Raw genomic sequence first — 25,665 nt, 5'->3', positions numbered from 1 at the left:
AGTAATTTCCCTAATCCCTAATCCCTAATCCCTAATCCCTAACTAACAACCTTCACTTTATACTTCGCTAAAACATTCATATACGTCTCTGGAACAAAATCTTTATGATCAAATTCCTTGGTGCGTGTCTGTTTCATTTCCATACGCTTCAACGCTTTCAAAAAACGTTTAATCTGCGTTAAATTCTCCAAAAGCAATCCGTCAACTTCAATTCCTTTTCCGTCATCATCGCGCGCAACCATTGTGATATAAGAAGAATTACAATGTTTTACAGCGCCAGTCTGAATATTTTCTGCTTCAACGCGAATGCCAACAACCATTGAAGTTCGTCCGACATAATTAATAGAAGCGCGCATCGTAACCAACTCGCCAACTTCAATCGGATTCAAAAAATCTACGGTATCTACAGAAGCTGTCACACAATACGCTCTCGAATGTTTGGAAGCGCATGTAAACGCAATCTGATCTAACAAAGAAAGAATATATCCTCCATGAATTTTCCCGCTAAAATTTGAATGTGACGGCAACATCAATTCGGAAATACTGACTCTGGAAGCTTTGGCAGATTTATATTGAATACTCATACTAGTTCATTTAGCTGCTAAAAATAGGCAAACATTTTCACTTGCGTGAGATGGAACTCGGTAAAAATTGAAATCTTCCGTTACATAAACCATCAAACACAAACGAATACTAAATGATCCGCAACGAATTCTAAAACACCACAAATTCTATCACAATTTCATAGGATATTTGATTCATCAAGAACAAAAACTATAAAATATCCAACATTATGAAAAACATCTGTATTCTCATTATCGCATTTATTTCCAGCTTCGGATTCGCGCAAAAAACCGAAAGTCCTTACTTAGAAGTTTTGACACCAAACGCCGTAATTCCTTTAAAATCGACAAAAGTTGACGTAAAAATTTCAGGAAATATTGCAAACGTTCACATTGCACAAACCTACCAAAACACAGGAAGCATTCCGATAGAAGCCAAATATGTATTTCCATTATCAACACAAGCGGCAGTTCACAAAATGCAAATGACTATTGGCGACAGAACCATCAACGCAAAAATATTTGAAAAGCAAGAAGCACAACGTGTCTACGACAAAGCGTTGAAAGAAGGGAAACGCGCTGCAAAACTAGATCAGCATCGTCCGAATGTGTTTCAAATGAACGTTGGAAACATTATGCAAAACGATATTGTAACGATTGATATTTATTACACCGAAATGTTAGTGCCAACAACAGGCGAATACGAATTTATGTTTCCTGGCGTTGTCGGACCACGATTTACAGGCGAAAATACGTCTGGCGAAACCACATTCAATCAGCCATATACAGGAAAAGGAATTGCAGACACATTCGATTTTGATTTAAACGTTCAAATCAACTCAGGAATTCCAATCGCAGATGTTTCTTCAAATACACACAAAATTAACGTGAACTATCCAAACACGCGAATAGCAGAAATCTCTCTAAAGAAAGAAAACGAAAATTCATCTAATCGCGATTTTATTCTAACATATGGAATGCGAGGAAAAGAAATTCAATCAGGATTATTATTGTATGAAGAAGAAGGAGAACATTTTTTTGCCTATATGATGGAACCGCCAAAAGCTTCTGTAAATGTAAAAGAAACGGCGAAAGAATATCTTTTTATTGTAGATGTTTCAGGTTCTATGAACGGCTATCCGATGGAAGTTTCTAAGAAATTATTCCGCAACTTATTAGTCAATTTACCAGAAACAGATCATTACAACATTCTACTATTTGCAGGCGGTTCGGTTGTTTTATCAGATAAACCATTGTCATGTACCAAAGAAAATATTCAAAAAGGAATCAACTTTTTATCTAACGAACGCGGCGGCGGCGGAACACGATTGTTAAACGCGCTCAAAACGGCGTATCAATTACCAAGAATGGACAAAACAAGTGCACGATCAATGGTTGTAATTACCGACGGATATGTAAGTGTGGAACGAAAAGCATTCGAAATGATTGAACAAAATTTAGGGCAAGCCAACGTATTTACGTTCGGAATTGGATCTAGCGTAAACAGATATTTATTAGAAGGAATGTCGAAAGTGAGCAACAGCGAATCGTTTATTGTAACCGAAATGAACAAAGCAAATGAAGTTGCAGAAAAGTTCAGAAACTACATAAAATCGCCGATATTGACGCAAATTCGAATCAAAGCGGAAGGTTTTGACGCGTATGACGTAACGCCAAGCAGCATTCCAGATGTGTTTGCATCACGACCAATTTTAGTTTTCGGAAAATACAGAGGAGACGCAAAAGGAACGCTAACAATTACTGGACAAAGTGGAAACGGAATTTTTCAAAAAGAATTTATGGTCGCAGATGGAATGTTGAGCAAAGATAACGAAGCATTGAAGTATTTGTGGGCGCGTAAAAAGATAGAGCGTTTGGACGATTATAAAACACGTTTTAGAGACAACACAAAAGACGAAGTAATTGCACTTGGCTTAAAATATAATTTGGTAACACAATACACATCTTTTGTTGCAGTTGATAACGAAGTTGTGAATACTAGCGGAAATCGAAAAGTCGTAAAACAACCGTTGCCAATGCCGAAAAATGTGAATAATAGCGCGGTTGGAGCAGAAGCTTCTGTAAAAGGAAAAACATTTATTAAAAAGCAAAAGAAGACTGAAATCGTGAAAAATGATGATGAAGTTCTTACTGAAAAAGCAACAACTTGGTTCAAGGAAAATTACACAAAAATCATTGAGAAGTATTTGAAAAAGTATGATGGAATCCGTGTGAAAGTTGCTAAAAATGGAACAATTTCAACAGTAGAAATTTTGGTGAATGGTGTTTGGATTACGAATGAAGTGTTATTGGAACGCATCAACTTGATTACTATTGACCACGTATTTTCTATTGGAAAAGAAGTTACGATAACGATTAAAAATTAGTCAGATGAAAAAGATATGTTTAGTAGTGTTGGTTTGTTGTTCAGTTTCCGCTTTCGCGGGAACTGTAACAACGCAAATTGAATTGGAACAGCCAAAATCATTGGTTTTTATTGCTGGTTTTGATGAAGGCGATAATACATATTATACAAATGCAAAGAACTATTTTGACAACGGAAATTATCAAGTGATTGATACAGAATATAGTTTGGCAGAAATTCTACATTGGCTTCGGTTACATTACGATTCTAGTTTGTATAGCGATATTCACGTTGTGAGTCACAGCAATCCGTGGCGCGGTTTGTCGATGAAAACGAGTGAAAATGGTGAACGTATTACGGAGGAAAATCTAGCGGAAGCTTTAACAACAAAAGAAATAGTTCCGTTGGCGATAAATTTTTTACCGAAAGACACAAAAATCATTTTTCATTCTTGCGGATTGGGAACAAATAAAGTTTTATTAAAAGGCTTAAAAACTGCTTTTACACACGATGAAACCATTCAAGTATTTGCTTCGGAATATTTTAATGTTTTTGGCGGAAAATACGCGGAACATTATTTGGCAAAAACGTATTATGGCTATTATCCAACAGCACATTCGCCAGGACCAAAAGCGTTGGCAAGTGAATTTCAACAGAAATATCCAACTGTAAAAACCGATTGGGAAACTGTTTTGAAAACGCGCGCAGAGCAATTGCCAGGCGAGTTATACACGTATCGTTTTAATATTCCTATGGAATGGGAATTTGAGTTTGAAGAAGCTTCCGAGATTCCAAATTTCAATAACAAACAGGAAATTATGGATTGGATTTCCGAAAACGAAGAGTTGGCAAATGTGATAAAAGAGTTCAATATTCCAATCGAAAAATTCAGATGGTTAACAAAAGTTCGTGGAAATACATTATTCATCAAAGGGAAAACGACTGTTTTATGCGTGATGGAACCAGTTATGAAATCGAATAGAAAAGAATATTCGCCAATAAATATTACAGGAATTAGTTATACGAAAGTGTGAGTAACTATTTATATTTTGTCATAATCAGTGTATTCAATAGAATTAATATTTTCCTTTGCAAAATCGTAAATCGATTCTTTTGTATAATCTTTATTTTCTAGAAAATCATTTCTCCATAATTTGATATCATCTCTTAGAGAGTCAAAATTGACTTTAAGAAATACTTCTAAATTATTTCTTTTGATGCTCGAAAAATATAATTTCTTTTTGCTTTCTTCCTTAACAGGTATTCTTATTGTTACTAAATCTAAATCAGAAAAATCTCTAAATAATCTAGCACTTTCTTTAATTATTCTCTTATAAGCAAAATATTCTGTACTGGTATCGCTTTCTTTAAATGTTATAATCCTTTTACTGTAATTGGATTTAGAAGGATCAAAGTAACCCCAATTTTGTTTTGCACGTTTAAAAAACTCATACTTTGATAACTCTAAGTTTTTAATTTTTTGATTTACAAAATAATCAAATGTTAATCTTATTTTTTCTAATTCATCAAACTCAATTATATCAAGCCTTAAATTTTTAACTCTAGCACGATTTTTAGCAGAAGAAGTATATCCTTTTTTAGTAATTATAATTCCAAAATTAGCTTTTGTATCTTCTATCATCCCAAGAAAACCATCAACTATTGTAACATCTATATTTTTAGAAAAACATTTACAGTCTATTATTCCAAGAATTTTGTTTCCACCTATTTCTCCTCTAATAGAAATATCAATTTGTCTATCAATTTTACTATATTTTCCAAATATTCTATCGTCGAATTCAAATTCACAATCTTTAAATATAGAAGCTAATTCTTGATGAATTTGCCTTTCATATTTCCTCCAAGCTTTATCTTCTATTGACATTGATAATTATTTTGATCAAAAATTACTGCGTGAAGTTTACTTCTTCACATCAAATAAACTAAAAGAAATCCCGAAAAAATACCCAAAATCATATACATTTTTAGTGATTTCATTGGAAGCTCTGTTTGTAGTATCGCCAATTTGTAATCCGTCTTTTAAGCGTTCTACAGGTCCATACGCGATTCCGCCACTTACAGAAAGTCTGTTTTTGCTTCCAAAAAATAATGTTGGTCCTAATAAGAAGTTAACTCCTGTAATTTTGTCCGTAATTGGAATGGATAATCCAAAACTTCCGCCAATATTCACGCTTTCTCCAGCAAATGGATAAAAGTTAATCATTGTCGCTAAACTTGGTACGAAGTAATCGTTTTTGTCAGCGCCAATTTGGTTGGTTCCATCGATGTAGAAATCACTCGAATTTTCTCCAAAATTATTGAGTGTTAATGCGACACTCGTATTTATTTTAAAACCGCCAGTTGCATAGAGTTTGATAGATCTATTTTTTACAACTTCGCCAGTTCCTGCGATGTTTACTTCTTGTAGAAAAGTACTTTTTTTGAATAGTAAATCTACCGTAGTTTTATCATTTACAATTTCATAATCCGTGATTTGTTCAAAGCTTGAAGCTTCCAGCATTGCATAGAGTTTTTGAAGTGTTTCTATGTTTGTGAGCGAAGTTTTAATCGTTTTTTCAGTTTCAGTTACAAGCGTATTTGCTTCTATGAGATTGTTTTTTGAATTGGAATAGAGATTTGTTAATTCTTTGCGAAATAGCGTTGTTATTTGACCTACATTGTTTTTAATAATACTATTTTTATTGTTTAAATCATCTCTGACATCATTCAAATACGCATAAAAATCATCTTCTGGAGTATTTTCCGAAGGAACGATATCTGTTAGAATAATTTCTAACTGTATTTTGATTTCACCTTTGGATAGATTGGGGTTTGTAAGATTGGCAATGAAAACATCTTTCGCCGTTATAATTTTTTTATTGAGCGTATTGGTCGCTTTTATTTCGTTGGCAATCGTTTTGTTGATTTCAGATGCTTCACTTCTCGTAATTTTAGTAGGTTTATTTTCAGTAGCTGCAGCAAATGTTGGCGTACTTATATTGAGTCCAATTGTACTCGGATCGGCAGTATTTGAGCGAAGATTTCCAAATAATGAGTTGATATTGTACTTATTTCCTTCTACAAAAACATTTTCGCTTGTAATTATAGGTTTGATGTCTAGCGCAAATGGATTCACGTTTTTTAAATGAATTTTCACCATGCTATTCCGCTTCATTTTTGGTTTTTCTAATACTTCTAGTGTACCATCATCTTTTACTTTTTGGTATATAAACGTATCAGTTTTATAGTCGTATTCAACGTTGTAACGTTCTTGTGCAGTTGAACTTATAACAAATGCAAATAGCAATATAATGAGTGTAAAGGTGTTTTTCATATGGAATTGTTTTATAGTTGGTTGATGATGGTTTTCACAAATGTAATTATATTTTTTTCAAGATCAGTAGTGTCAAATGTTTTAGAATATTCATATGGATTTGATTGATTGTTAGCTGATTTCATATCCAATTGAATAGGTTTCCCATCTTTTAAGAGTGAAAACGTAAGTGTTGAAATGTTATCTTTACTAGAAATTTTTCCCCAAATACGATATCCAGAATCGGCATAATCGGAATCTCTGAACGTAAATTTTTTGTCAGTACTATTTTTATCCTCAACATATCTTTTCAATTGATTATTAATTGCTAACCGAATCGTAGCTGCTTTTCCACGCGATTGCGGATTTTCGGCAGAAATATCTGCGGTATTCATAATTGGCAATGCGCCAGCTAATGTAAAGTTTTTTAAGATGTCATTTTTTACAGAACCAATTGCAAAATCGACATCTTCATTTGTGCTGATCGCAGGTTTTTGAATGTTGAGATCTGTAATTTCATTTTCTACAATGTATTTTGCATATTTTAGCCAAGCATCCACTTTTACATTGTCGCCGTATTTGCTGTAATCTTTGTCTTTTAGTGCTTTTAATAATCCCCAAGCTAAAAACGAATGTTGATAATTTTCTGTTTCGTAGGCTCTGTCATCGCTTCGAGAAGCCGTTAATATAATCGTTCCTGTTTTTGAATTTAGTTCTTGCAATGCTTTTTCTTGCGCGTATGTGAGATTATTTTCATCTGATTTTGCGAACTTATTTGACGAAGGATTTAAAAGTCTGCCAGAAAAACACGCATCCATAATTAATATTTTCTTTTGCGCATTCATGTTGTCACCAGCTAAAAAATGATTTAATTCTGTAGATGAAATTGCTTGTTTGCTTTCTAGATTTTCATCAATGGAAAGTTCAGAGAAATATTCTTTGTTTACATAATTAAAATCTTCCGTTATGAAATAGAAATTACGATTTGTCACTTCGTCATAATCATTTTCTAATGCTTCTCCAGTAATTCCGTGCCCGCTAAAGTAGAGTAGGACAACATCTTCCGCATTTGCTTTTTCTTGAATGTATTTTAATGCATCTGTAATGTTTTTTTTAGACGCTTCTTCGTTTGGTAAATAGATAATTTCAGGCGCATTCGTGTATAAGTTTTTATTAATGAGTTCCACACACATTTTCATGTCGCTTGCATCATCTTCCGCATATTCTAAAGGTCTGTTGTCATAATTTTCAATTCCGACAAAAAGCGCATAGAGTTTTGCATTTGTGATGGGTTCATTTTTATCTTCCTCCGTTGCTTTGGTAATTTCTTGCGTGTTTTGTTGATATTGAAAGTTTAAGATTTCGCCTTTGCTCGTAATTGTATTCGTTGCATTGGAAGCTTTTACATAAATTTTATTGTTTTCATTAAGATAATCATCTTTAAACTCAGAAAGGTCTATTTTAAAAGAAGCAATTCCTTCCGAATTAAATTGTGGCTTAATTTCTTTTTTTTCACTTCCAGCAATGCAGAAAAAAATATTACGTGCGCCACCTTCTCGTTTTTTAATCGTTCCTTTTAGTGTTTTGTTATTTTGAATTTGATATACAATTTCAGGCGGCAATTTTTTAATTTCATCTTGTAGATTCAATTGTTTTGGAAACGATCTGTCGCTAATACCTAAAATTAATGGCAAGAGATCGTTGTATTGGTATTCTTTTTTAAATTGATCCAATTCAAAAAGCTCTTTCTTGTCATACACATAATAGAGTTTATCCGTTTTTTTACTGGATTTGTCATACAAACCGCTTGGTGTAACTACATACCATTCGTCATCTGAATAGTAATAATAGTCTGCTAATTTTTCAGAAGTATTGAGATCATAAATCTCAGATTCAACATTGTTATAGCGAATGATTAGTTTGTCTTTAAATACAGAAAAAGACATTCCTTGGAAATAATCAATGTTTGCAGAAGTGCGATTGCCACCTAAAAATTTAGAAAAAATAAAGGTACCTTTTTCAAAATCATATACTTTTAGGGAACCATTTATAAGATCATCATTCGAATAAAAAAGAAAGTACTTTAAATCATTAGAATAGCCTACTAATACCGAAGGCGACAACGCATATTTTTGTCCAATTTTTCGCGAATATGTTTTTAGTTGAACTGATTTTTCTTTGCCGTTAGTCGTAATTCGATATGTATCTTTTTGTTCATATGAATATTCATCTTTAAATACTTTTTCATACGTATATTCAACCTGAATATTTTCAGTATCAAGAAGATTCTGTTTGTATAAAGATAGTGTTTCAATATTTTTTGCATCTACAAGATCATTTACTGTTGCAGTTACATAATTGTCTAATTTGAAGTTTGTTGCAGTTATATTATTAATGAAAAATGTATCTTTCGGATATTCATAATCATAATACATATAGTAATTTCCATTATTAATATCGACATAATCATAAACGACATTTGTATATTCTTTATAAACATTTTTAGTGTAGCCAATATCAGTATTAAATAGCATATAAAGACCATTATTACTTTCAAGATGGTTCTTAGTTCCATTAAATTTTATTGTTCCATTGTGATAAAATTCAAAAAATGAATCGATTATAAAACTTTCTATTTGCCGTGTATTTTTTGTTTTATCAAGAAAAAAAGCGGCAATTTCTATTTGTTCATTTCCTTCTAAAAGAACTATTTCTTCTATTTGAAGATAGGAGAAAAAGGTGATTAATAATTCGTGTTTTAATTGTCCATCTGCAACGCCAATAAGTATTAATTCATTATTAAAAACAGAAGCATCGTCTTTATAGATCTCTTTTTTGAGAACGACTATAAAATCTTTAAATGAACTTAGAATTTCATAGTCAAAGCTGTTTTCGTTCTTAAATTCAGTATCTAAATTTAATTCTAGCGATTCGTAGGTAATTACAAGATTTTCATAAGATGTTTTTTTAGTAATCGCACTTGCATCAAACACTACTTTTTTATTTCTATTAAATGTGTTTACAACGAATCTTTTTGGTGTATTATTTTTAAGTATGATGTTTTCTGTAGAAAGCATGAATTTTTTAAATGCTTCTGCTACTTGAAATGTTTTAGTTCCATCTCTTTTTTGATTTTTTAAAGAGGTAACAAATTGTTTATTTTGGAATTGAAAATCAAGTAAAAATATATTTTTCTTTGCAATTTCAAAACCTGCAAAACTAACTCCTGTGTATAAATGTGCCAACGGCGAAATCATTTCGTAGCTTGTCAAAACAAAAGAGCCATTATTATAAAAGTTGGTGGACGCCATTTTTTCCTCAAACACAACAGTTCCATCTTTTGTATACGCAACACATCGATCGTTATAATTTATAATGACATACTTTAGATATTTTTCGATGTTTTCTTCGAGATTTGCTTCCGCAGAAAATTCAAACTCACCATCTACATTAGAAATATGTTTAGGATCTATTGTACTAATATCAATGATGAATAGTGCAGAAACGAATTTTAACGGATCAAATTTAATTGCTAAATCTTTCAGAAAATCTTTTGTTTCCTCTTTATCATATGCTAAGCTAAGTATCGGTTGAAGCTTACTATTTGATGCTACAAAATCATCAGAATGTTTAGTGTGTTTGCAATTTTTTTCAAGTTTAACCGTATAATCTGTGTAATAAATACAGCTTTTTATAGTATCGTCATATAATTCATCTGAAGTATCAATTAATGAATCGAGAATGGTATTTTGAACATAATTCATTTTTCTGAATGGAGAAATACTATACAAAGAAAGTCCTTGACGCGTAGGAATGACGATTCTGTTTTCTTTGCGGTTTATGTGAATCGTTTCCTCTCCATCTTCTAAAGCTTTGTATACTTCGTCAAAACTATCAAATTTTAATGCTAGCTTTTTTTCAGTTGTCTGAGAAAAAGTAGTTGTAATACATAGAAAAATGCAACAACGAATGAGGAATGTTTTTAAGGAAGAATGTATAACGAGTTGATATTTAAAGATTATGCTTAAATTTAGAAAAAAATAAGTTAAATGCGTACAATACTTGCTATTTGTTGGTTATTCCTGTCTTTTTTTTCTGTGAATGCACAAACTAAGAAAGCTTTTTTGGTTGGTGTTGGAAATTATGAAGATTCAGGATTAGGTTGGACAAATATTTCTGGAGATAATGATGTGGAGTATTTACGAGCGTTTTTAATGACGCAAGGATTTCATTCAAAAGACATTCATCTACTTAAAAATGAAGATGCTACAAAGCAAAATGTGTTAGATAGTTTGCGAAGTTTTACTACAACTATAAAAGATTCTACCAGTATTGTATTTTTATATTTTGCTTCGCACGGACAACAAATTACAGATAGTAATGGCGATGAAAAACAAGATCAATTAGATGAAGCAATTGTATTGTATGACACGCCAAAGGAAGCCAAATATCAAGCAAATTATAAAGGAGAAAAGCATTTATTAGATGATGAATTACAACTTATTATTTACGATATTAGAAAACGGTTAAACCAAAAAGGGCAACTTTTTATGGGCGTAGATGCCTGTTTTTCAGGAACAACCGATAAAGGTTCGGATAATTTACCAATTAGAGGAACCAATAAAAAATTTATCTTAAAAGATATCGTTTCGAAAAAGGCAAAAGATAGTTTAGAACTGAAGGAGCTTTTTGATACTGACAAAAAATTGGGTCCATTTATATTAATGACAGCTTCCGAAGCCCATCAAGTAAATACGCAATATAGCAAAGATTTAGGTTCGTTGACATATGCTATTGTAAATGGATTTAATGAGATAAAAGGTTCTACAGGAATTAGTTATCAGTATTTTTTCAAAAAAAATGTATTGGAATCATTTGATTTTCTAGAAGGAATTTCTTCTCAAAAACCAACATTAAGCGGCGATATTACCGAAACACTTTTCAATACGTCTGAAATCACATCCAAATATTCATATTTCTTAACGAGCTATTTTCCAAAAGATTTTAGAGTAGATAAAAATAGAGCTTTGTATTTACCTTACGGAAAGATTCATGGAATTACTGAAGATGTAATTTTTAAAATTATACATCGTGCAAATGATCGTATTGTTGGCTACGGAAAAGTAGTCACGGCTAATGAAACAGAAAGTAAATTTATCTGTAACACATCTATTGATAAAGAAATTTTGAACAACTCATTATTGGTGCCAATTCAATTACAATACATTGAAAAGTCATTCAAAATTCAGCTTTTTTCAGAGGAATCTAAAGGTCTTTCCTCGTTGTATTTAACTCCAAAAGGAAATCAACCTGTAATTACCAATAAAGCAGATTTTCAATTATACATTAAAAAGAATACATACACGATAACTAGCGGAAAGGAAATCATTTTGTTAGATCGTCCAATTGAAACACTTTCCAACGGATTAACATATGCTTCTTATTTACAATACTTGATGAATTTAGATAAGAAACAGAAATCAAAAAAATTATTGGATTACTACTTCGTTATGGAAACTGATGAAACTGGCGCTACTACAATTCGAAATAGAAAAGCGGTTTCTTATTTTTATAATATTGCAACTTTAGGACTAACTTTTAAAGTGATTTATCCGAATCAAGAATACCGAAATGACGAACTTTTTATAGGAGGGAAATTGGGTTCTAAAAGTATACCAATGAAATTTAGAGCCGATCAAAAGAAAGTATTTATTATAGAACAAAAAAAGACACACGGAAATTATGTGCCAAATTTAGACTTAAACAAATCTATCTATAATCATGCATACTTATTCATGAATGAAGCTTTGCCAGCTACTATAAAATTTAAGATGTTTCCAGTAAAACCGCTAAAACGGAAAAAAGGTTTTAAGTTATTTATCTTCTAAAAATAACATGTTTTATCGGATCATTTCATCATTCCACTACGAATTCTAGATGATTCATAACGAATACTAAAGCTACCCAAATTGTTCCAGCGTTTCGTTGCATATTTGAACTATAAATCAAGTATAACACTTAAAACAAACACTTATGAAACGTACAGTATTTACAGCAGTAGGATTGGTAGCAATGACATTTATAGCTTGCAACACATCAACAAAAGAAAGCACAACTCAAAAAGTGCAAGAAGTAACAATAACAGAAAATGTAGCACAAGAAACGACTGTTCAGTTTGAAGAAAAAGCAATGGATGATTGCATTGCATATTCAAAAACATTGAACGATATCAAATTAATGGAAGCTGCAGAAGCACAACGTGAAATAGATAGTATTGCTGCCGCAGAATTGTCACTGAAAGAAGCATTGGCAAAAGCAGAATTAGCAGAAAGAAAAAGAGAATCTACACCAGAAGCATTAGCGAAAAGTGCAAAAGAAGCAGAACTTTGGTTTGAAACAAACTATGCAAGCGCACTAAAAACGTACAATGTACAGTATGACGGTTTACGAGTTAAATTGACCACAGAAGGAACAATTTATGAAGCAGCTTTGTTTGTAAATGGCGAATGGAAAGAAGACCAACAATTAGTGAAACACTTAGCAAAAGTAAAAGTAGCTAAAGAATTAGCACCTGGAAAAGCAGTAGCAATTACGGTAAAAAATGCTTAATATGAATCGATTTCCGAATGAACGGCAACGTTATAAAAATACCTTATCAATTATTCTGATAAGGTGTTTTTTTTTGAACTCGCTTTGCTTTTGGTATTTTGGTATGTGAATTATTTATCCATTAGATAAACTCATAAACCTTTCAACTTTTAAACTAAAATTGTGCCATAAGAATATTGTATTCGCTTCGCTTTTAGATTAGTTAGCTTACGAACACTGAGCGGAGTCGAAGTGTGGAAATTTGCTTTTCGAGTAGCAGATTACTTCGTCGCTCACTCCTCGTAATGACGAAAAAAACTAATAAACTCACAACTGAAAACTGCAAACTGAGAAATACCTAAAGCAATCGTTTCGGTTCTTCATCATGATTTAGATGTTCATTTTTAGCACGTTTTATGATAGCTTCTGGAAGTGACTTTTTAGCTTTCGCGCCCATTTTTTTGATCTTTTCAATACTTGTGATGATGTTTCCACGACCTTCAAACAGTTTATTCATCGCTGAAGAATAGTCAGATTTTGTAGCGTCGATCTTTTTTCCAATTCCGATGAGGTCGCTCATAAAACCTTCAAATTTATCGTATAATGAACCAGCTTGTCGCGCAATTTCAATTGCGTTTTGTTGTTGTTTTTCATTATTCCACATCGTGTCAATCGTACGTAAAGTAGCGAGTAACGTTGTTGGAGTTACAATGACAATATTTTTTTCGAATGCTTTGTTGTATAACGAATTATCTTCATTAATTGCAATGGCAAACGCAGGTTCTATTGGTACAAACATTAATACAAAATCGGGACTTTCTATTTCGTATAAGTCTTCGTATTTCTTTGCTGAAAGTTGATCTATATGTCGTTTTATTGAAGTTAAATGTTCTTTTAGATACATTGCTCTTTCTGAATCTTCGCAGTTTACAAAACGTTCGTATGAAGTTAGCGAAACTTTGGAATCAATCACCATTTTTTTATTATTTGGCAAGTTGATAATCACATCAGGTAATGAACGCGAACCATCTTCACGAGCGAAATTTTGTTGCACTACATATTCGCGATCTTTTTCTAAACCACTTTTTTCCAAAACACGCTCTAAGACCAATTCGCCCCAATTTCCTTGCATTTTGCTGTCACCTTTTAAGGCTTTCGTTAGATTGACAGCTTCTTGACTGATTTGAATATTTGCTTTACTAAGTTCAGATAGTTTTTCGCGCAAAGCGGAATGAATACTTATGTTTTCCTTTTGACTGTCTTCCACTTTCTTTTCAAAGTGTTGAATTTTTTCTTGAAGTGGCGTCAAAATATTTTTTATATTCTCTTTGTTTTGCTCGGTAAATTTTGATGATTTTTCTTCCAGAATTTTATTTGCGAGTAGCTCAAAATCTTTGCGCAATTGTTCTTGCTGCACTTTCATTTGTTCGTCGCGTTCGCGTAATTGTTTTTGTAGATTTTCTAATTCAGAATTTCTCCGAGCGAGTTCTACATTGAGGAAATCTTTTTCGCGTCTAATTTCTTCGCGATCATGTTCGGTTTTGGATAAATTTTCTTTGATGCCATTTAGTTGCTGTTGAAACGACTCGTTTTGTTGCGACTTTTCGTTATCGACTGCTACTTTGAAATCATCAAATTGTAATTGTAATCGATAATTACGCTCTTGCAAACCTTCTTGTTGTGCTTTTGTTTTTAGATTACCAATGTACATTCCCAAGAAAATACCAACGGCTAAAAACACCACAATGAGGATAATATAAATAACGATTTCTGACATGAATTGATTTTTGCGTAAAGATAGTATTTTGTATTGATTGTAGATTTACGATTTTTGATTTATGAATTTTTTAGATTTGAAAATTCATGTTTTTTGAGTGTTTTTCTGCAAATTAGCATGAATGTTTCCTGAGATGCTTCAAGCGTACGAATTTTTATTGCCAATAGGTTCAATATTACATAGTGTGTTGAGTCGTTGTTGTACAAATATGATAGCACTCAAAGCAAATTCACGCAAGTGTACATATTGAGTATTGAATTAAATCTCAAACAAAAAATACTCATAAAATCATTTTTGGCACGGTACTTGGATTATAGTAAAATGTAACGCGGTGAGGACATTATGTAGAGTGGCTTACTCAATTTAAAGATAGTCGTGTTACATTTGATTGGTTAGTTAGTTTAAAAAAACACTTCATAAACGTGAAGTGTTTTTTTAGTTCCTATATGTTCTGATTATTTAACAAAAAACTAACATTATTTATAAACACAAATCAAATTTTGGCACGGAAATTGAAATATGTAAAGCGTAGTATGATGATGACATTACACAGAGCTGGTTACTTGAAGTAAAAGAGTCATATTACATTTTGGTTGGTTAGTTAGTATAAAAACACTTCACGCTTGTGAGGTGTTTTTTTCGTTAATAGTATATTCTAAATTTTTAACAAAACACTAACATTATTTATAAACACAAATCCAATTTTGGCACGGAAGTTGAAATGTATAAAAGTGTACTATGATGATGACATTACACAGAGTTGGTTACTTGAAGTAAAAGAGTCGTATTACATTTTGGTTGGTTAGTTAGTATAAAAACACTTCACGCTTGTGAGGTGTTTTTTTCGTTAATAGTATATTCTAAATCTTTAACAAAACACTAACATTATTTAAGAATATAAATTTCATTTTGGCACGGAAATTGAAATGTATAAAAGCGTAGTATGATGATGACATTACACAGAGCTGGTTACTTGAAGTAAAAGAGTCGTATTACATTTTGGTTGGTTAGTTAGTATAAAACACTTCACGCTTGTGAGGTGTTTTTTTCGTTAACATACAATTTTAAATATTTAACAAAAGTGCTATATATTTTAAGAATCCTTGTAAGTATTTGGCACGAAAGTTGACTTATAATATATGTAATATGATGATGACATTACACAGAGCTGGTTACTTGAAGTAAAAGAGTCATATTACATTTTTGGTTGGTTAGTTTTAAAAGCGCCTCATCTTCGGATAAGGCGTTTTTTTGTTACTTATATTTTGATAGATATGTGTATATTTGATACATAAAACTATAATTACTCAATTAATCAATCGATGAAATCACTTAAACTTTTTATATACATTCTGGTTTTATGCTGCCTAGCTGCTTGTTCTTTTGGAACAGAAACGAAAGTACACAATCAATTAGATACTACTTTAATTATTGAAATCAATGAAGAAACGTACACATTAAAACCAAATAAATCGGTTGAAGTATCTTATACATACGGAGAAAATCGTATAAAATCTACGAGTAATAATCAAGTAATTGTAGATACTGTTGTTACCATTACACGCGAAATGACAGAAGATGGCGCGCTAATCAACGCAACAGGAAAACCTTATTATATAATGACAGAAAAATATGGAGGATCAATTTTAGATAATCCTATTTATGATAGAATGATTGCTGCAGATTCTTCTACTCAAAATGATAAATTTTTTGCTGATTATAAAGAAAAAAAACGCGAACGCATGATGGAAAACATGAAAATTGTTGTGATTGATTCAATTCCTATTATTGGTAATATTGAGACGATTCCGGCAAACCAAATTGTAATTTCAAGAGATTGGTATTATGGTCTAAATGCTAATTTTGAAGAAACTATAGAATCAAATGATGCAAGTGATTCTTTTTTTGGAAAATCAGTCAAAAAAATATTTTCAGAAAAAAAACTATTAGAATATTGGTATCAGCAAGAGTAAAATGCGTTAACTTTTTACTTTAAAACTTCCCGAACTCGCATCAAAAGCAATCAAATCATTAGGAAATAAAGCTTCAAAAATTCCTTGTTCGATCAAACTACAAGGCGTTCCCGAAAATACGTTGCCATTATGCATCACAATCATTTCATCGCACAACTGAATTGCTAAATCGATTTCATGCGTAGAAAACAACATAGTTTTTTGGGTATCGTGCGCTAATTTTTTCAAAAGATTCAACACATATGCTTTGTGATACATATCTAAATGCGTTGTTGGTTCATCCAAAATAATCATAGATGTATCTTGTGCTAATGCGCGCGCAATCATTACTTTTTGCAACTGTCCGTCACTCAATGTGTAGCATTTTCGATGTTTAAATTCGTGCAAATTTGTTTTATCTAATGCGCTTTCCACAATTGCATGATCGTTCTCAGAAAGATTTCCAATCCAATTGGTATAAGGCTGGCGACCAAGCGCAATTAACTCTAAAACCGTTAAATTTTTAGACGGAATTTGTTCCGTCAAAACTAAACTAATTTCTTTTGCCAACTCGCCATTTGAGTAGGAGTGAAGCGACTTATTTTGCAACCTAATTTCTCCCGAAAGTGGTTGTTGAATTTTTGCCAACGTTCGCAACAACGTAGACTTTCCAATTCCGTTTGCGCCAACTAAGGCAACCAACTTTCCTTTCGAAATTTCGAAATTAATGTCTTCTGCAATTACTTTCGTAGTGGCTTTATCTTCATAACCAATAGAAAGTGCGGAAGCTTGTAAAACGGGATATGTATTTTTTGTAGAAATAAGTTTGTTATTTGAGACGACTAAAGTACGGATTATTATTTTTGGGTCTTGGGTCGCTTCGCTTTTGGGTTATGAGTTGTGAGTTGTCAGTTATGAGTTATGAGTTGTGAGTTGTGAGTTGTGAGTGAGAAGTCCAATAATCTAACTGTAACATTTTTGTTTAAAAGTTTAAAAGTTGAAAGGTTTATCTAATATATAAATAATTTACTTACCAACATTTCGACTGCGCTCAATGTGACAAATACCAAGAGCGTTTACATTGAGCTTGTCGAAATGAAGCGACCTCAAAAGCGCAGCGCTCCAAAACCCAATAGTGACTTTTAACAATTGTCTGTGTCTATCTTAATATAAACAATCCATTTAAACCCTTGAAAACAGATAAAAAGTTCCCGGAAATGACAGATGAGGAACTTGTAGCGGAAATAATTAGAACAAAAAATGCATTACTTTTTGGTACTTTATACGATCGATTTAACGTAGTAGTTTATAACAAATGTTATGGCTTTGTGAAAAATAGAGATGAAGCCAATGATTTAACACAAGATGTATTCCTTAAACTTTTCATGAAATTACAGAGCTTCAAAGGAACCTCTAAATTTTCCACATGGCTCTACGCTTTTACCTACAATCTGTGTTTAAATTATATAAATAGAGATACTGCAAAGAAAATAGAAAAACAGTCAATTCCTGTTGAAGAATACGATCATTTACTTATAGAACCCAGTGATTACAATTTATTTCAATTAGGCGTAGTAAAATTAAAATTAGCATTAGAGATGATAACTCCAGAAGACAAGGTTCTTTTACTGCTAAAATATCAAGACGATTTAACTATAAAAGATTTAGCATCTGTCCTGAACATTGGAGAAAGTGCTGTCAAAATGCGATTAAAAAGAGCGAAAGCTAGAATAATAGAAATTTATAATGAAAAATTATAATATCATGGATAATCCTTTCAAAAAATTGAATGAACCACCAAAAGAAGTTCCAATAGAATTAAAGAAAAAAGTAATGGATGATGTTGCGTCTTTCAAGTTCTTTATGGACATGGGAAGTTTATTCTCATTCAATTATGCACAAACGGTTGAAGCCTTTTTCAAAAAAAAGAAAGAAAATAACTAATCAAACATAAATTTATACAAAATGGAAACAATTAATGATGTCAAAAGTCTCACATTGAACTCTTTCAATGAAATGGGCAAAACTATTGCAGAAGGCGCTCCAAAAGTACTCTTTGCACTTCTTATCTTACTAATTGGATGGTTAATTACAAAAGTGATCGTTTTTATTTTAAAGCGAACGCTACGTTTTGCCAAAGTAGATAAACTAACAACGCTCATCAATGAAAAAGATGTTTTTGGGAAAACGGATTTAAAATTCAATGTAACAAATGTGATTGTCGGATTTGTAAAATGGATCATGTTCTTGGTGTTTCTTATTGTTGCTGTCGATATCATGGAATGGCAAATAGTTTCCATTGAAATAGGAAAACTATTAAGTTACTTACCAAGATTATTTAGTGCAATTGCATTATTTATGATCGGATTATACATTGCAAACTTCCTAAAAAAAGCAATCAAAGGTGTTTTTGAATCGTTTGATTTAAACGGAACAAAAATTATAAGCAACCTTGTTTTTTACTTAATTGTAATAATCGTTTCCATAACAGCACTAAACCAGGCAGGAATTGATACTGATATCATTACTAAGAACTTAACAATCATATTAGGCGCATTCTTAGGAGCAATTGCTTTAGGGTTTGGCTTAGGCTCAAAAGAAGTTGTAGGCGATTTGTTGAGAGCATTTTACACACGAAAAAACTACGAAGTCGGTCAAAAAATAAAATTTAAAGATGTGCAAGGTTCTATTGAATCTATTGATAACATTACTATGACAATTAAAACTGCAAAGGGTAAAATTGTACTTCCAATCAAGGAAGTTGTAGAAAATCAAATAGAAGTAGAAGACTAAGTATTTTCAAAACATAAAAAACGCATTCAAGATTTTTATAATTTTGGATGCGTTTTTGTTTCTATATGTTTTGTTTGTAGTTATTGTTTAATGTTTGGAAGCTCAATTTTTAACAAATTCTTACAAGTATATTGATTGAGTTAATTTTTGTCATAATTAATACATATTTTGGTGACTTTATAAAAATTAATGTGTCACATCAGTTACGAAACAAATTAAATTAAACGATGAAAAAAGTTATACCATTACTATTCTTATTAGTATTTGTAAATTTTACATTTGCTCAAAAAAAGCCAAAAATTCAAGGAAGCAAAAATGTAATTGAAACCAGTAATACTTTAGCAAGCTTTAAAGCGATTGAATTGAGTGAAGATATTGTAGTTAATATTTTTCAAGGAGAAGCAACTCGTTACACGTTAAAATGTGACGATAATTTGGTCGATTTTATAAAATTTGAAATTGTTGATGAAACGCTAAAAATTTATACAACACACGAAATTAGAAGAGCAAAAGCACTAGAAATCAATCTTACAGTGCTAAATATTTCGTCTATTACATTAAAAGAAAATTCGAAATTGACATGTAAAACTAGACTAAAATTAGATACGTTGTCATTTACAGCTTTTGATGAATCTGAATATAATATAGATGTGTTTGCAGAATCTTCTAATTTTCAATTGTATAAAAGTACCAAAGGGAAAATTCAACTTAAAGGACAAAATACTAAGTTTACATTAATTGAAAATGCTTATATTGAAGGAGATATTGTGCTGGAAAATATTGAAATAATTGCAAAAGATAGAACGGATGTTGAGGTTGAAGGAGATGTAAAGTTTTTAAAACTAACAACTTCAAATTCATCAGATGTCGATTTAAAAAAACTAAAATGTTCCACTATTGAAGCAATCACTTCCGATAGTTCTGAAGCGTATATTTTTTCTAATGGAGAAATGAAACTCAGCAATAGCGATAAAAGTAAAGTGTATATTTACGGAAATCCTTCTATCAGTATTGATAGATTAAAAGATAATGCGCAAATCATCAAAAAATAAATAAATTATTTAATAATAATTGTAAATTTAGTGTCTTTAAAACATTAAATTTAAATTCTTTTATTAAGAAACGAACTAATAATCAAGATTCTCTACTTGAAAAACGGGTAACTCTATGACAGAAATAGTATCATTAGAAAACTTTGAGCAGCAGCTTCAACTGTATTTTAACGAATTGGAAAAAGTACACGATAGCGCCGAATTAATAAAAGTGATATCACATAATTTTCAAAAAAATATACTAGAAAAATATATAGCAATAGCGACTAGTTATAACACAGATACTGTATCAGAAAAAGAAGTATATCTTGCATCTTACAGCTATCCAAATTATATAAAAAATCTTTGCATATTAAATAGAGATGTATTGCTAGAGTTCTTAAAATCAGCTATTTTAGTAGGTGAGAAAGAAATAACAGCCGAAAAAATAGCAACACATTTTGAAGAAAGCAAAACGGTTCTTATAAAAGCTACTACTGACGTTATTGATACGATTGGAACGATAGAAGTTTCTGAAGAAATAATTTCTCAAAACCTAAAACATCATGTGAGTCCTTGGGAAAGCTACAAAGAGCAATTTGATACGTTAAAAGCTCAAAATGAATCTATCTTGGCGGCTTTCAAAACGCTCAAAAATGTTCAACAAAATTTTGATACGCTGAAAGTTTTATACTCAGATATCAAACTTACCAATGACAATCTTTTGAAAAATTATATGGATTGTTGTGATTCATTAAACGAGACAGATTTTGTTGAAAACAGCGAAACACCAACCCATTTTATTGATTCAGCAATTGAAAAAGGAAAACATCTAGGGAACTCAGAAAAAGATCAGGCATTAACAGAAAAAGTAAGTGATGTTGTCTCAAATTTTCAAACCATAAAAATACCTATTGAGTCTGCTCAAGGAGATTTAGTCGTACGAGAAATAAATTTCAATAGAGCAGTAAAAAAATGGCTAGATTATCAAATATCACCTTTAATTGCAGATATATATGCCATAGAAGATAATCTGAAGGTAAAAGCACAACTTCGACTTTCGAGTTTAAAAAATACATTACAACTAAAAAAAGATCATAAAAATCCTGAATTCGAGCTTGCAATTCGGAAGCTGAAATCCGAAGCCGTAAGCACAAAAGATGCTGCTGCCAAAGAAATAGCTTCCATAGAAGAAAGGTTGAATGAAAACTTGCAACTATCTCGCATCTTTCAAGGAGAATCTTTTTTAGATGTAACACTTGGCTCGTCTATTCAGATGAATCAAAAACACTATCTAACAGCGTTTAAATCAAAGGTAAATACGTACGTTTCAAAATTTAGCAATTGGTACAACGATCATACCTACGAAGAATCAAAAACTGCGTTACAACTATCTACTTTGTGTATTTCGGAACGTATGAATAACAAAGATTTAGGACAATACGATTCCTTATTTTTGAATAAATTTTTTCTAGGCGATTTATTTTTAATCGATAGACCAACAATTTCACTCGAATTTAAAGAAACAGTCACACAATGGAATGATTCCTTTGCAAAAGCCGTTTTAATTCACGGAACGCCAAACAGCGGAAAATCAACGTTTATACAACAAATGGCGACTTCCAATTTTGGAAAGCACATTGTTTCGTTAGCTCCGAACAGCATTGCAACTATTGACGGTAGAAAATTTACCACAACGTATGATTTGCAAGAAGCACTCAGTTACATAAAAAATAACAACATAAAAAGTACGCGTCCAATACTTTGCATTGATGATTTGGAACTTTGGCGCGATAAAGAACATAGTATTTTAGACAACATGAGAGCGTTGCTCAAATTCATTGAGAATGAAAGTAATAACGTATTTATCGTTGTTTCTTGTGCTACAAACTTCATGCAGCATTTAGACAAAAGGCTTCCGTTTTCACATTATTTTTCAAACTTAATAGATGTAAGTTCATGTTCAAAAGAGATTGTTTCTCAGGCTATTATCATTCGACATGAAACGTCTCATAAAACATTATTATCTCCAAAAGGAATTGCAATTGATGCAAAAAAATTGAATGCAGCCATTCAACGCATTATAAAATTTACCAACTATAACTTAGGCGCATCATTACAAGCTTGGGCATATTGTACTATTGTAAATCCAAGTGACGAAAACACAATTATATTAGACACAGATATAGGAGAATTTGTTCCTTTTTTCACAAAAGAAGAACACATCATTCTAAAACAAGTACTTACTTTTAAAACGATTTCCGAATTAGGTTTAAAACGTGTAATGAGTTCAAACTTTAACGACAATTACAATCCAGCTTTAAAAAGGCTCACCAATACAAAAGTGCTGCTCAGAAATGGATCTGGCGATTTATTTTTGAATCCTGTAATTAGCAATGATGTGCAAAAAACGTATCATAAAGAAACTTCGTAACTATGACATACTATTTAGCGAACTTTATATTTTTATTTAAGGTAATTCTATTGATTTTATTGGTCTTAGGAATTATGATGATTCTTAGAAAATTGGTGCCAAAGTTTATAAAAAGCACCAAACTTAGACAACAATTTATCCTAATTTCTGGTCGATTTTTATTGATTTATAAAATTGTGGCTGGTTTAGTTGTCATCGCAATATTTGTACAATCCAATTACATCGTGCATGGCGGAATGCTTTTAGTAGTCATTGCTATTTCTTTCTCTTTTATTCAAAGTTTCCTTAGCGGAATTGTCTTTCAATGGACGAATGTTGTCTGTAAAGGAAGTCGTTTAGTCATAGGAGATGTTCAAGGCGCAGTTGTCAGATTCTCTCCTTTCGGAATATTTTTAAACAGTATTGAAGGCGAACAATTTATCAATTATAGAGAAATTGATGAAAAAGGATACACGACAATTTATAAGGAAGATGGTTCCATTATACATTCTATTCAAATAGAAACAGAACTATCTGAAGAAAAAATTAAAGATTTACTTTTCGAAACTCCAATTGTAAATTATGAATTTCCGCCAAAACTAGTCAAAATGGATACAGAAAATCACTGGAAACTTTCGTTTGAATTAGAAGATGGCGTAAAAAAGGCAACCATCATTAGCTATTTGAATCAACATAAAATAAACACAACAATCATTAACTAAACTACTAATGGAAATATTTTCATCATACAATGTTATTATTGCAGTTTCTGCAATCATTATTCTTTCATTTTTGTTCAATGGAATTTCAAAAAGAACCAATATTCCGGCAGTATTAATGCTAATAGTTCTTGGAGTTGTTGTGCAATATTTAATAAAATATACGGCGGGTTCATTGCCAGATTTCTTTTCAATTCTGGAAGTATTAGGAATTGTAGGACTAATTATGATTGTACTAGAAGCCGCATTAGAACTAAAACTCCGGAAAGAAGACTTGTTTCCAATTCTCAAATCGCTATTAATAGCTTTGGTAAGTTTACTACTTTCAGCGTGGGCAGCCGCGTATATACTTCACGAATTTATAGCTGATATGTCATGGCAATCGGCTTGGATCTATGCAACGCCACTTTCCATACTATCAAGCGCAATTATTATTCCGAGTGTAACTGGTTTGCGCAAAGAAAAAAAAGAATTTCATATCTACGAAAGTACATTTTCAGACATACTTGGTATTATGATGTTTTACTTTCTAACGGGACAATTAGATCCTTCAGAAGGTTCTGGAGCTGTCGGATTCATTGGAAACATCATTTTAACAATTGTCATTTCATTAGTAGCGAGTTATGCGATTATCTTAATTTTCCAACGAATAAAAAGTCAAGTAAAACTATTTCTTCTAATCGCTGTATTACTACTATTATACGCAGTTGGTAAAAAAATGCACTTATCATCATTAATCATTATTTTGATTTTCGGATTGGTCATTGCAAACATGAAACTATTCTTTCAAGGGAAACTTAGCAAATATTTACACTTCGAAAAAGCACATCATATCTATCATGAATTGCATACAATTACGGCAGAAACTGCTTTTGTAGTGCGTACATTTTTCTTTGTAATATTTGGTATCACGATTGTCATAAGTTCTATTTTCGATTTACAAGTAGCGATGGTAAGTTTACTAATCATTGCTTCTATCTATATTATTCGTTTCATTCTATTGCGAATTTTTGTTGGAAAAGACATTTTACCACAACTATTCATTGCTCCAAGAGGATTAATCACGGTATTATTATTTTACGGAATACCTGAAGAAGCAAAAGTAGCCGCTTTTGAGCCTGGAATCTTATTATTCATCATTATTGGTACGAGTTTAATTATGACTGGCGGAATGATTTATGAGAAAAAAAGAGGAAATCAAGCCATTAATGTTGCCAACAAAAACAAAGTTGGAGAAGTAAAATGGAGAGCTCCTAAAATAGACTAATACTTGGATAAATGTTCTAGTTGTGACTTGATACCGTTTTTTGTGTCTAAACTAATAGTAGAAATTAAGATCAATACTTTTAAAAAGCTTTATTAGACAAAAAACTATGAAACTCAAAACTATATTTGCACTTGTATTTATTGCCATTGTGGTAATTTTTTCTTTACAAAACTCAGAAGTAACAGACGTAAACTTCCTATTTTGGAAAGTATCCGTTTCCAGAGTATTAATCATTTTAGGGAGTTTTGGTATTGGTGTCTTAGTAGGAATTTTGGTTTCTATGAAACGAAAACTATTTCCATCTGAGTAAATAAACAATCCAAAACCAACAAAATGGCTAAAATAGAATCAGTTCAACTAGAAGACATTCCTGAAGAAATCATAATAGGAGACGATATCAATGATATCAATGTAGAAGTAACCATAAAATTTCATGCACTTGATGTTGCATTAAACATGGAATACTTACTACACTTATTCGTATACGATATAAAAGGAAAATTAGACGTTCCTGTAATCATATCAAATTGGGACGATACCAAAGTATTTACCATCAATCAAGATGGACGAAATGATGATTTTTTAGGTACGGAATCGGTTGCTGTAAAAGCACAAGAAGACACAATAACTATAGACGTAGCAATGGCTTTAAAATTGGGTTCGCTTCCAGAAAATCATAGAACATATCTCAAAAGAAAATTAGAAGTCTACGCAGCAATCATTCCTGCTATCGGAATCGCTTCAAAATGGTCCAATCCGTTTGAAACTAGAGTATCTTACTAAAAGTATACACTCAAATATGTTTGTTTTATTGAAAATTCTTTCTCAAAAATAGAAAACTCACTTCTTTTTGCTAACTTGGCTTACAATACTACCAAATGGAT

At 31.7% G+C, this 25,665-nt stretch carries 20 protein-coding genes; 14 read left to right on the top strand and 6 right to left on the bottom strand.

The genetic code is table 11. The annotated features are described in order from the left end of the window. Positions 1-38: 38 nt before the first annotated feature. Positions 39-584: an acyl-CoA thioesterase gene (locus IMCC3317_RS05650; RefSeq protein WP_160128537.1), complete on the bottom strand. Its 546-nt coding sequence runs from the start codon at positions 582-584 to the stop codon at positions 39-41. A 209-nt stretch (positions 585-793) separates the two neighbouring features. On the opposite strand from IMCC3317_RS05650, the gene IMCC3317_RS05645 reads away from it, so the two are divergent. Further along, positions 794-2,950, top strand: a complete 2,157-nt coding sequence (locus tag IMCC3317_RS05645; protein ID WP_160128536.1) for a VIT and vWA domain-containing protein — start codon at positions 794-796, stop codon at positions 2,948-2,950. A 4-nt stretch (positions 2,951-2,954) separates the two neighbouring features. Continuing rightward, positions 2,955-3,962: a hypothetical protein gene (locus IMCC3317_RS05640; protein WP_160128535.1), complete on the top strand. Its 1,008-nt coding sequence runs from the start codon at positions 2,955-2,957 to the stop codon at positions 3,960-3,962. Between the two features lie 8 nt (positions 3,963-3,970). Here IMCC3317_RS05640 and IMCC3317_RS05635 read toward each other — a convergent pair whose 3' ends face one another. Genes IMCC3317_RS05635 through IMCC3317_RS05625 form a run of 3 tightly spaced genes read right to left on the bottom strand, consistent with a single transcriptional unit; the run spans position 3,971 to position 10,005 of the window. Then, a complete protein-coding gene (locus IMCC3317_RS05635; protein ID WP_160128534.1) occupies positions 3,971-4,813 on the bottom strand; it encodes a restriction endonuclease in 843 nt (280 codons plus the stop codon). Positions 4,814-4,849: 36 nt separating this feature from the next. Beyond that, positions 4,850-6,262 carry a hypothetical protein gene (locus IMCC3317_RS05630; protein ID WP_160128533.1) on the bottom strand — a complete coding sequence of 471 codons (1,413 nt, stop codon included), beginning with the start codon at positions 6,260-6,262 and terminating at the stop codon, positions 4,850-4,852. An 11-nt stretch (positions 6,263-6,273) separates the two neighbouring features. Further along, positions 6,274-10,005, bottom strand: coding sequence for a caspase family protein (locus IMCC3317_RS05625; protein WP_160128532.1), 3,732 nt, complete (start codon positions 10,003-10,005; stop codon positions 6,274-6,276). Positions 10,006-10,290: 285 nt separating this feature from the next. Here IMCC3317_RS05625 and IMCC3317_RS05620 point away from each other — a divergent pair, with 285 nt between their 5' ends. Continuing rightward, a complete protein-coding gene (locus IMCC3317_RS05620; RefSeq protein WP_160128531.1) occupies positions 10,291-12,129 on the top strand; it encodes a caspase family protein in 1,839 nt (612 codons plus the stop codon). 145 nt (positions 12,130-12,274) lie between these two features. Further along, positions 12,275-12,850, top strand: a complete 576-nt coding sequence (locus IMCC3317_RS05615) for a hypothetical protein (RefSeq protein WP_160128530.1) — start codon at positions 12,275-12,277, stop codon at positions 12,848-12,850. A 337-nt stretch (positions 12,851-13,187) separates the two neighbouring features. Here IMCC3317_RS05615 and rmuC read toward each other — a convergent pair whose 3' ends face one another. Continuing rightward, on the bottom strand, positions 13,188-14,606 hold the full coding sequence (gene rmuC / locus IMCC3317_RS05610) for a DNA recombination protein RmuC (protein WP_160128529.1): 1,419 nt from the start codon (positions 14,604-14,606) through the stop codon (positions 13,188-13,190). A gap of 1,322 nt (positions 14,607-15,928) precedes the next feature. Between rmuC and IMCC3317_RS05605 the strand changes: the two genes are divergently transcribed. After that, entirely contained in the window at positions 15,929-16,579 is a 651-nt protein-coding gene (locus IMCC3317_RS05605; protein WP_160128528.1) for a hypothetical protein, read from the top strand. 6 nt (positions 16,580-16,585) lie between these two features. Here IMCC3317_RS05605 and IMCC3317_RS05600 read toward each other — a convergent pair whose 3' ends face one another. Continuing rightward, positions 16,586-17,380, bottom strand: a complete 795-nt coding sequence (locus IMCC3317_RS05600) for an ABC transporter ATP-binding protein (protein WP_170293871.1) — start codon at positions 17,378-17,380, stop codon at positions 16,586-16,588. A gap of 368 nt (positions 17,381-17,748) precedes the next feature. Between IMCC3317_RS05600 and IMCC3317_RS05595 the strand changes: the two genes are divergently transcribed. From IMCC3317_RS05595 to IMCC3317_RS05555, 9 genes are all read left to right on the top strand, one after another. After that, positions 17,749-18,318 carry an RNA polymerase sigma factor gene (locus IMCC3317_RS05595; protein WP_317172577.1) on the top strand — a complete coding sequence of 190 codons (570 nt, stop codon included), beginning with the start codon at positions 17,749-17,751 and terminating at the stop codon, positions 18,316-18,318. 4 nt (positions 18,319-18,322) lie between these two features. Next, positions 18,323-18,502 (top strand): hypothetical protein, encoded by a 180-nt coding sequence (locus IMCC3317_RS05590; RefSeq protein ID WP_160128527.1) that lies wholly within the window; start codon positions 18,323-18,325, stop codon positions 18,500-18,502. 21 nt (positions 18,503-18,523) lie between these two features. Continuing rightward, positions 18,524-19,351 (top strand): mechanosensitive ion channel family protein, encoded by an 828-nt coding sequence (locus tag IMCC3317_RS05585; RefSeq protein ID WP_160128526.1) that lies wholly within the window; start codon positions 18,524-18,526, stop codon positions 19,349-19,351. A gap of 227 nt (positions 19,352-19,578) precedes the next feature. Next, positions 19,579-20,403, top strand: coding sequence for a GIN domain-containing protein (locus IMCC3317_RS05580; RefSeq protein WP_160128525.1), 825 nt, complete (start codon positions 19,579-19,581; stop codon positions 20,401-20,403). Positions 20,404-20,518: 115 nt separating this feature from the next. Then, positions 20,519-22,816 carry an ATP-binding protein gene (locus IMCC3317_RS05575; RefSeq protein ID WP_160128524.1) on the top strand — a complete coding sequence of 766 codons (2,298 nt, stop codon included), beginning with the start codon at positions 20,519-20,521 and terminating at the stop codon, positions 22,814-22,816. A 2-nt stretch (positions 22,817-22,818) separates the two neighbouring features. Then, the gene (locus IMCC3317_RS05570; protein ID WP_160128523.1) at positions 22,819-23,517 is read left to right on the top strand and encodes a hypothetical protein; all 699 of its coding nucleotides are present in this window, start codon (positions 22,819-22,821) and stop codon (positions 23,515-23,517) included. Positions 23,518-23,524: 7 nt separating this feature from the next. Then, the gene (locus tag IMCC3317_RS05565; RefSeq protein WP_160128522.1) at positions 23,525-24,781 is read left to right on the top strand and encodes a cation:proton antiporter domain-containing protein; all 1,257 of its coding nucleotides are present in this window, start codon (positions 23,525-23,527) and stop codon (positions 24,779-24,781) included. 106 nt (positions 24,782-24,887) lie between these two features. Beyond that, positions 24,888-25,091, top strand: coding sequence for a LapA family protein (locus tag IMCC3317_RS05560; RefSeq protein WP_160128521.1), 204 nt, complete (start codon positions 24,888-24,890; stop codon positions 25,089-25,091). A gap of 23 nt (positions 25,092-25,114) precedes the next feature. Continuing rightward, entirely contained in the window at positions 25,115-25,564 is a 450-nt protein-coding gene (locus IMCC3317_RS05555) for a hypothetical protein (RefSeq protein WP_160128520.1), read from the top strand. Positions 25,565-25,665: the final 101 nt, after the last annotated feature.

It is taken from the genome of Kordia antarctica (assembly GCF_009901525.1).
Lineage (GTDB): Bacteria > Bacteroidota > Bacteroidia > Flavobacteriales > Flavobacteriaceae > Kordia > Kordia antarctica.
This window is presented reverse-complemented; position numbering and strand designations above follow the sequence as displayed.

Excerpts from the sequence above, each read along its gene's own strand:
- IMCC3317_RS05570 (WP_160128523.1), top strand. The coding sequence starts at position 22,819 with ATGACATACTATTTAGCGAACTTTATATTTTTATTTAAGGTAATTCTA.
- IMCC3317_RS05605 (WP_160128528.1), top strand. The coding sequence starts at position 15,929 with ATGAAATCACTTAAACTTTTTATATACATTCTGGTTTTATGCTGCCTA.
- rmuC (WP_160128529.1), bottom strand. The coding sequence starts at position 14,606 with ATGTCAGAAATCGTTATTTATATTATCCTCATTGTGGTGTTTTTAGCC.
- IMCC3317_RS05615 (WP_160128530.1), top strand. The coding sequence starts at position 12,275 with ATGAAACGTACAGTATTTACAGCAGTAGGATTGGTAGCAATGACATTT.
- IMCC3317_RS05630 (WP_160128533.1), bottom strand. The coding sequence starts at position 6,262 with ATGAAAAACACCTTTACACTCATTATATTGCTATTTGCATTTGTTATA.
- IMCC3317_RS05565 (WP_160128522.1), top strand. The coding sequence starts at position 23,525 with ATGGAAATATTTTCATCATACAATGTTATTATTGCAGTTTCTGCAATC.
- IMCC3317_RS05575 (WP_160128524.1), top strand. The coding sequence starts at position 20,519 with ATGACAGAAATAGTATCATTAGAAAACTTTGAGCAGCAGCTTCAACTG.
- IMCC3317_RS05645 (WP_160128536.1), top strand. The coding sequence starts at position 794 with ATGAAAAACATCTGTATTCTCATTATCGCATTTATTTCCAGCTTCGGA.
- IMCC3317_RS05620 (WP_160128531.1), top strand. The coding sequence starts at position 10,291 with ATGCGTACAATACTTGCTATTTGTTGGTTATTCCTGTCTTTTTTTTCT.
- IMCC3317_RS05650 (WP_160128537.1), bottom strand. The coding sequence starts at position 584 with ATGAGTATTCAATATAAATCTGCCAAAGCTTCCAGAGTCAGTATTTCC.
- IMCC3317_RS05585 (WP_160128526.1), top strand. The coding sequence starts at position 18,524 with ATGGAAACAATTAATGATGTCAAAAGTCTCACATTGAACTCTTTCAAT.
- IMCC3317_RS05625 (WP_160128532.1), bottom strand. The coding sequence starts at position 10,005 with ATGAATTATGTTCAAAATACCATTCTCGATTCATTAATTGATACTTCA.
- IMCC3317_RS05560 (WP_160128521.1), top strand. The coding sequence starts at position 24,888 with ATGAAACTCAAAACTATATTTGCACTTGTATTTATTGCCATTGTGGTA.
- IMCC3317_RS05640 (WP_160128535.1), top strand. The coding sequence starts at position 2,955 with ATGAAAAAGATATGTTTAGTAGTGTTGGTTTGTTGTTCAGTTTCCGCT.
- IMCC3317_RS05580 (WP_160128525.1), top strand. The coding sequence starts at position 19,579 with ATGAAAAAAGTTATACCATTACTATTCTTATTAGTATTTGTAAATTTT.
- IMCC3317_RS05590 (WP_160128527.1), top strand. The coding sequence starts at position 18,323 with ATGGATAATCCTTTCAAAAAATTGAATGAACCACCAAAAGAAGTTCCA.
- IMCC3317_RS05635 (WP_160128534.1), bottom strand. The coding sequence starts at position 4,813 with ATGTCAATAGAAGATAAAGCTTGGAGGAAATATGAAAGGCAAATTCAT.
- IMCC3317_RS05555 (WP_160128520.1), top strand. The coding sequence starts at position 25,115 with ATGGCTAAAATAGAATCAGTTCAACTAGAAGACATTCCTGAAGAAATC.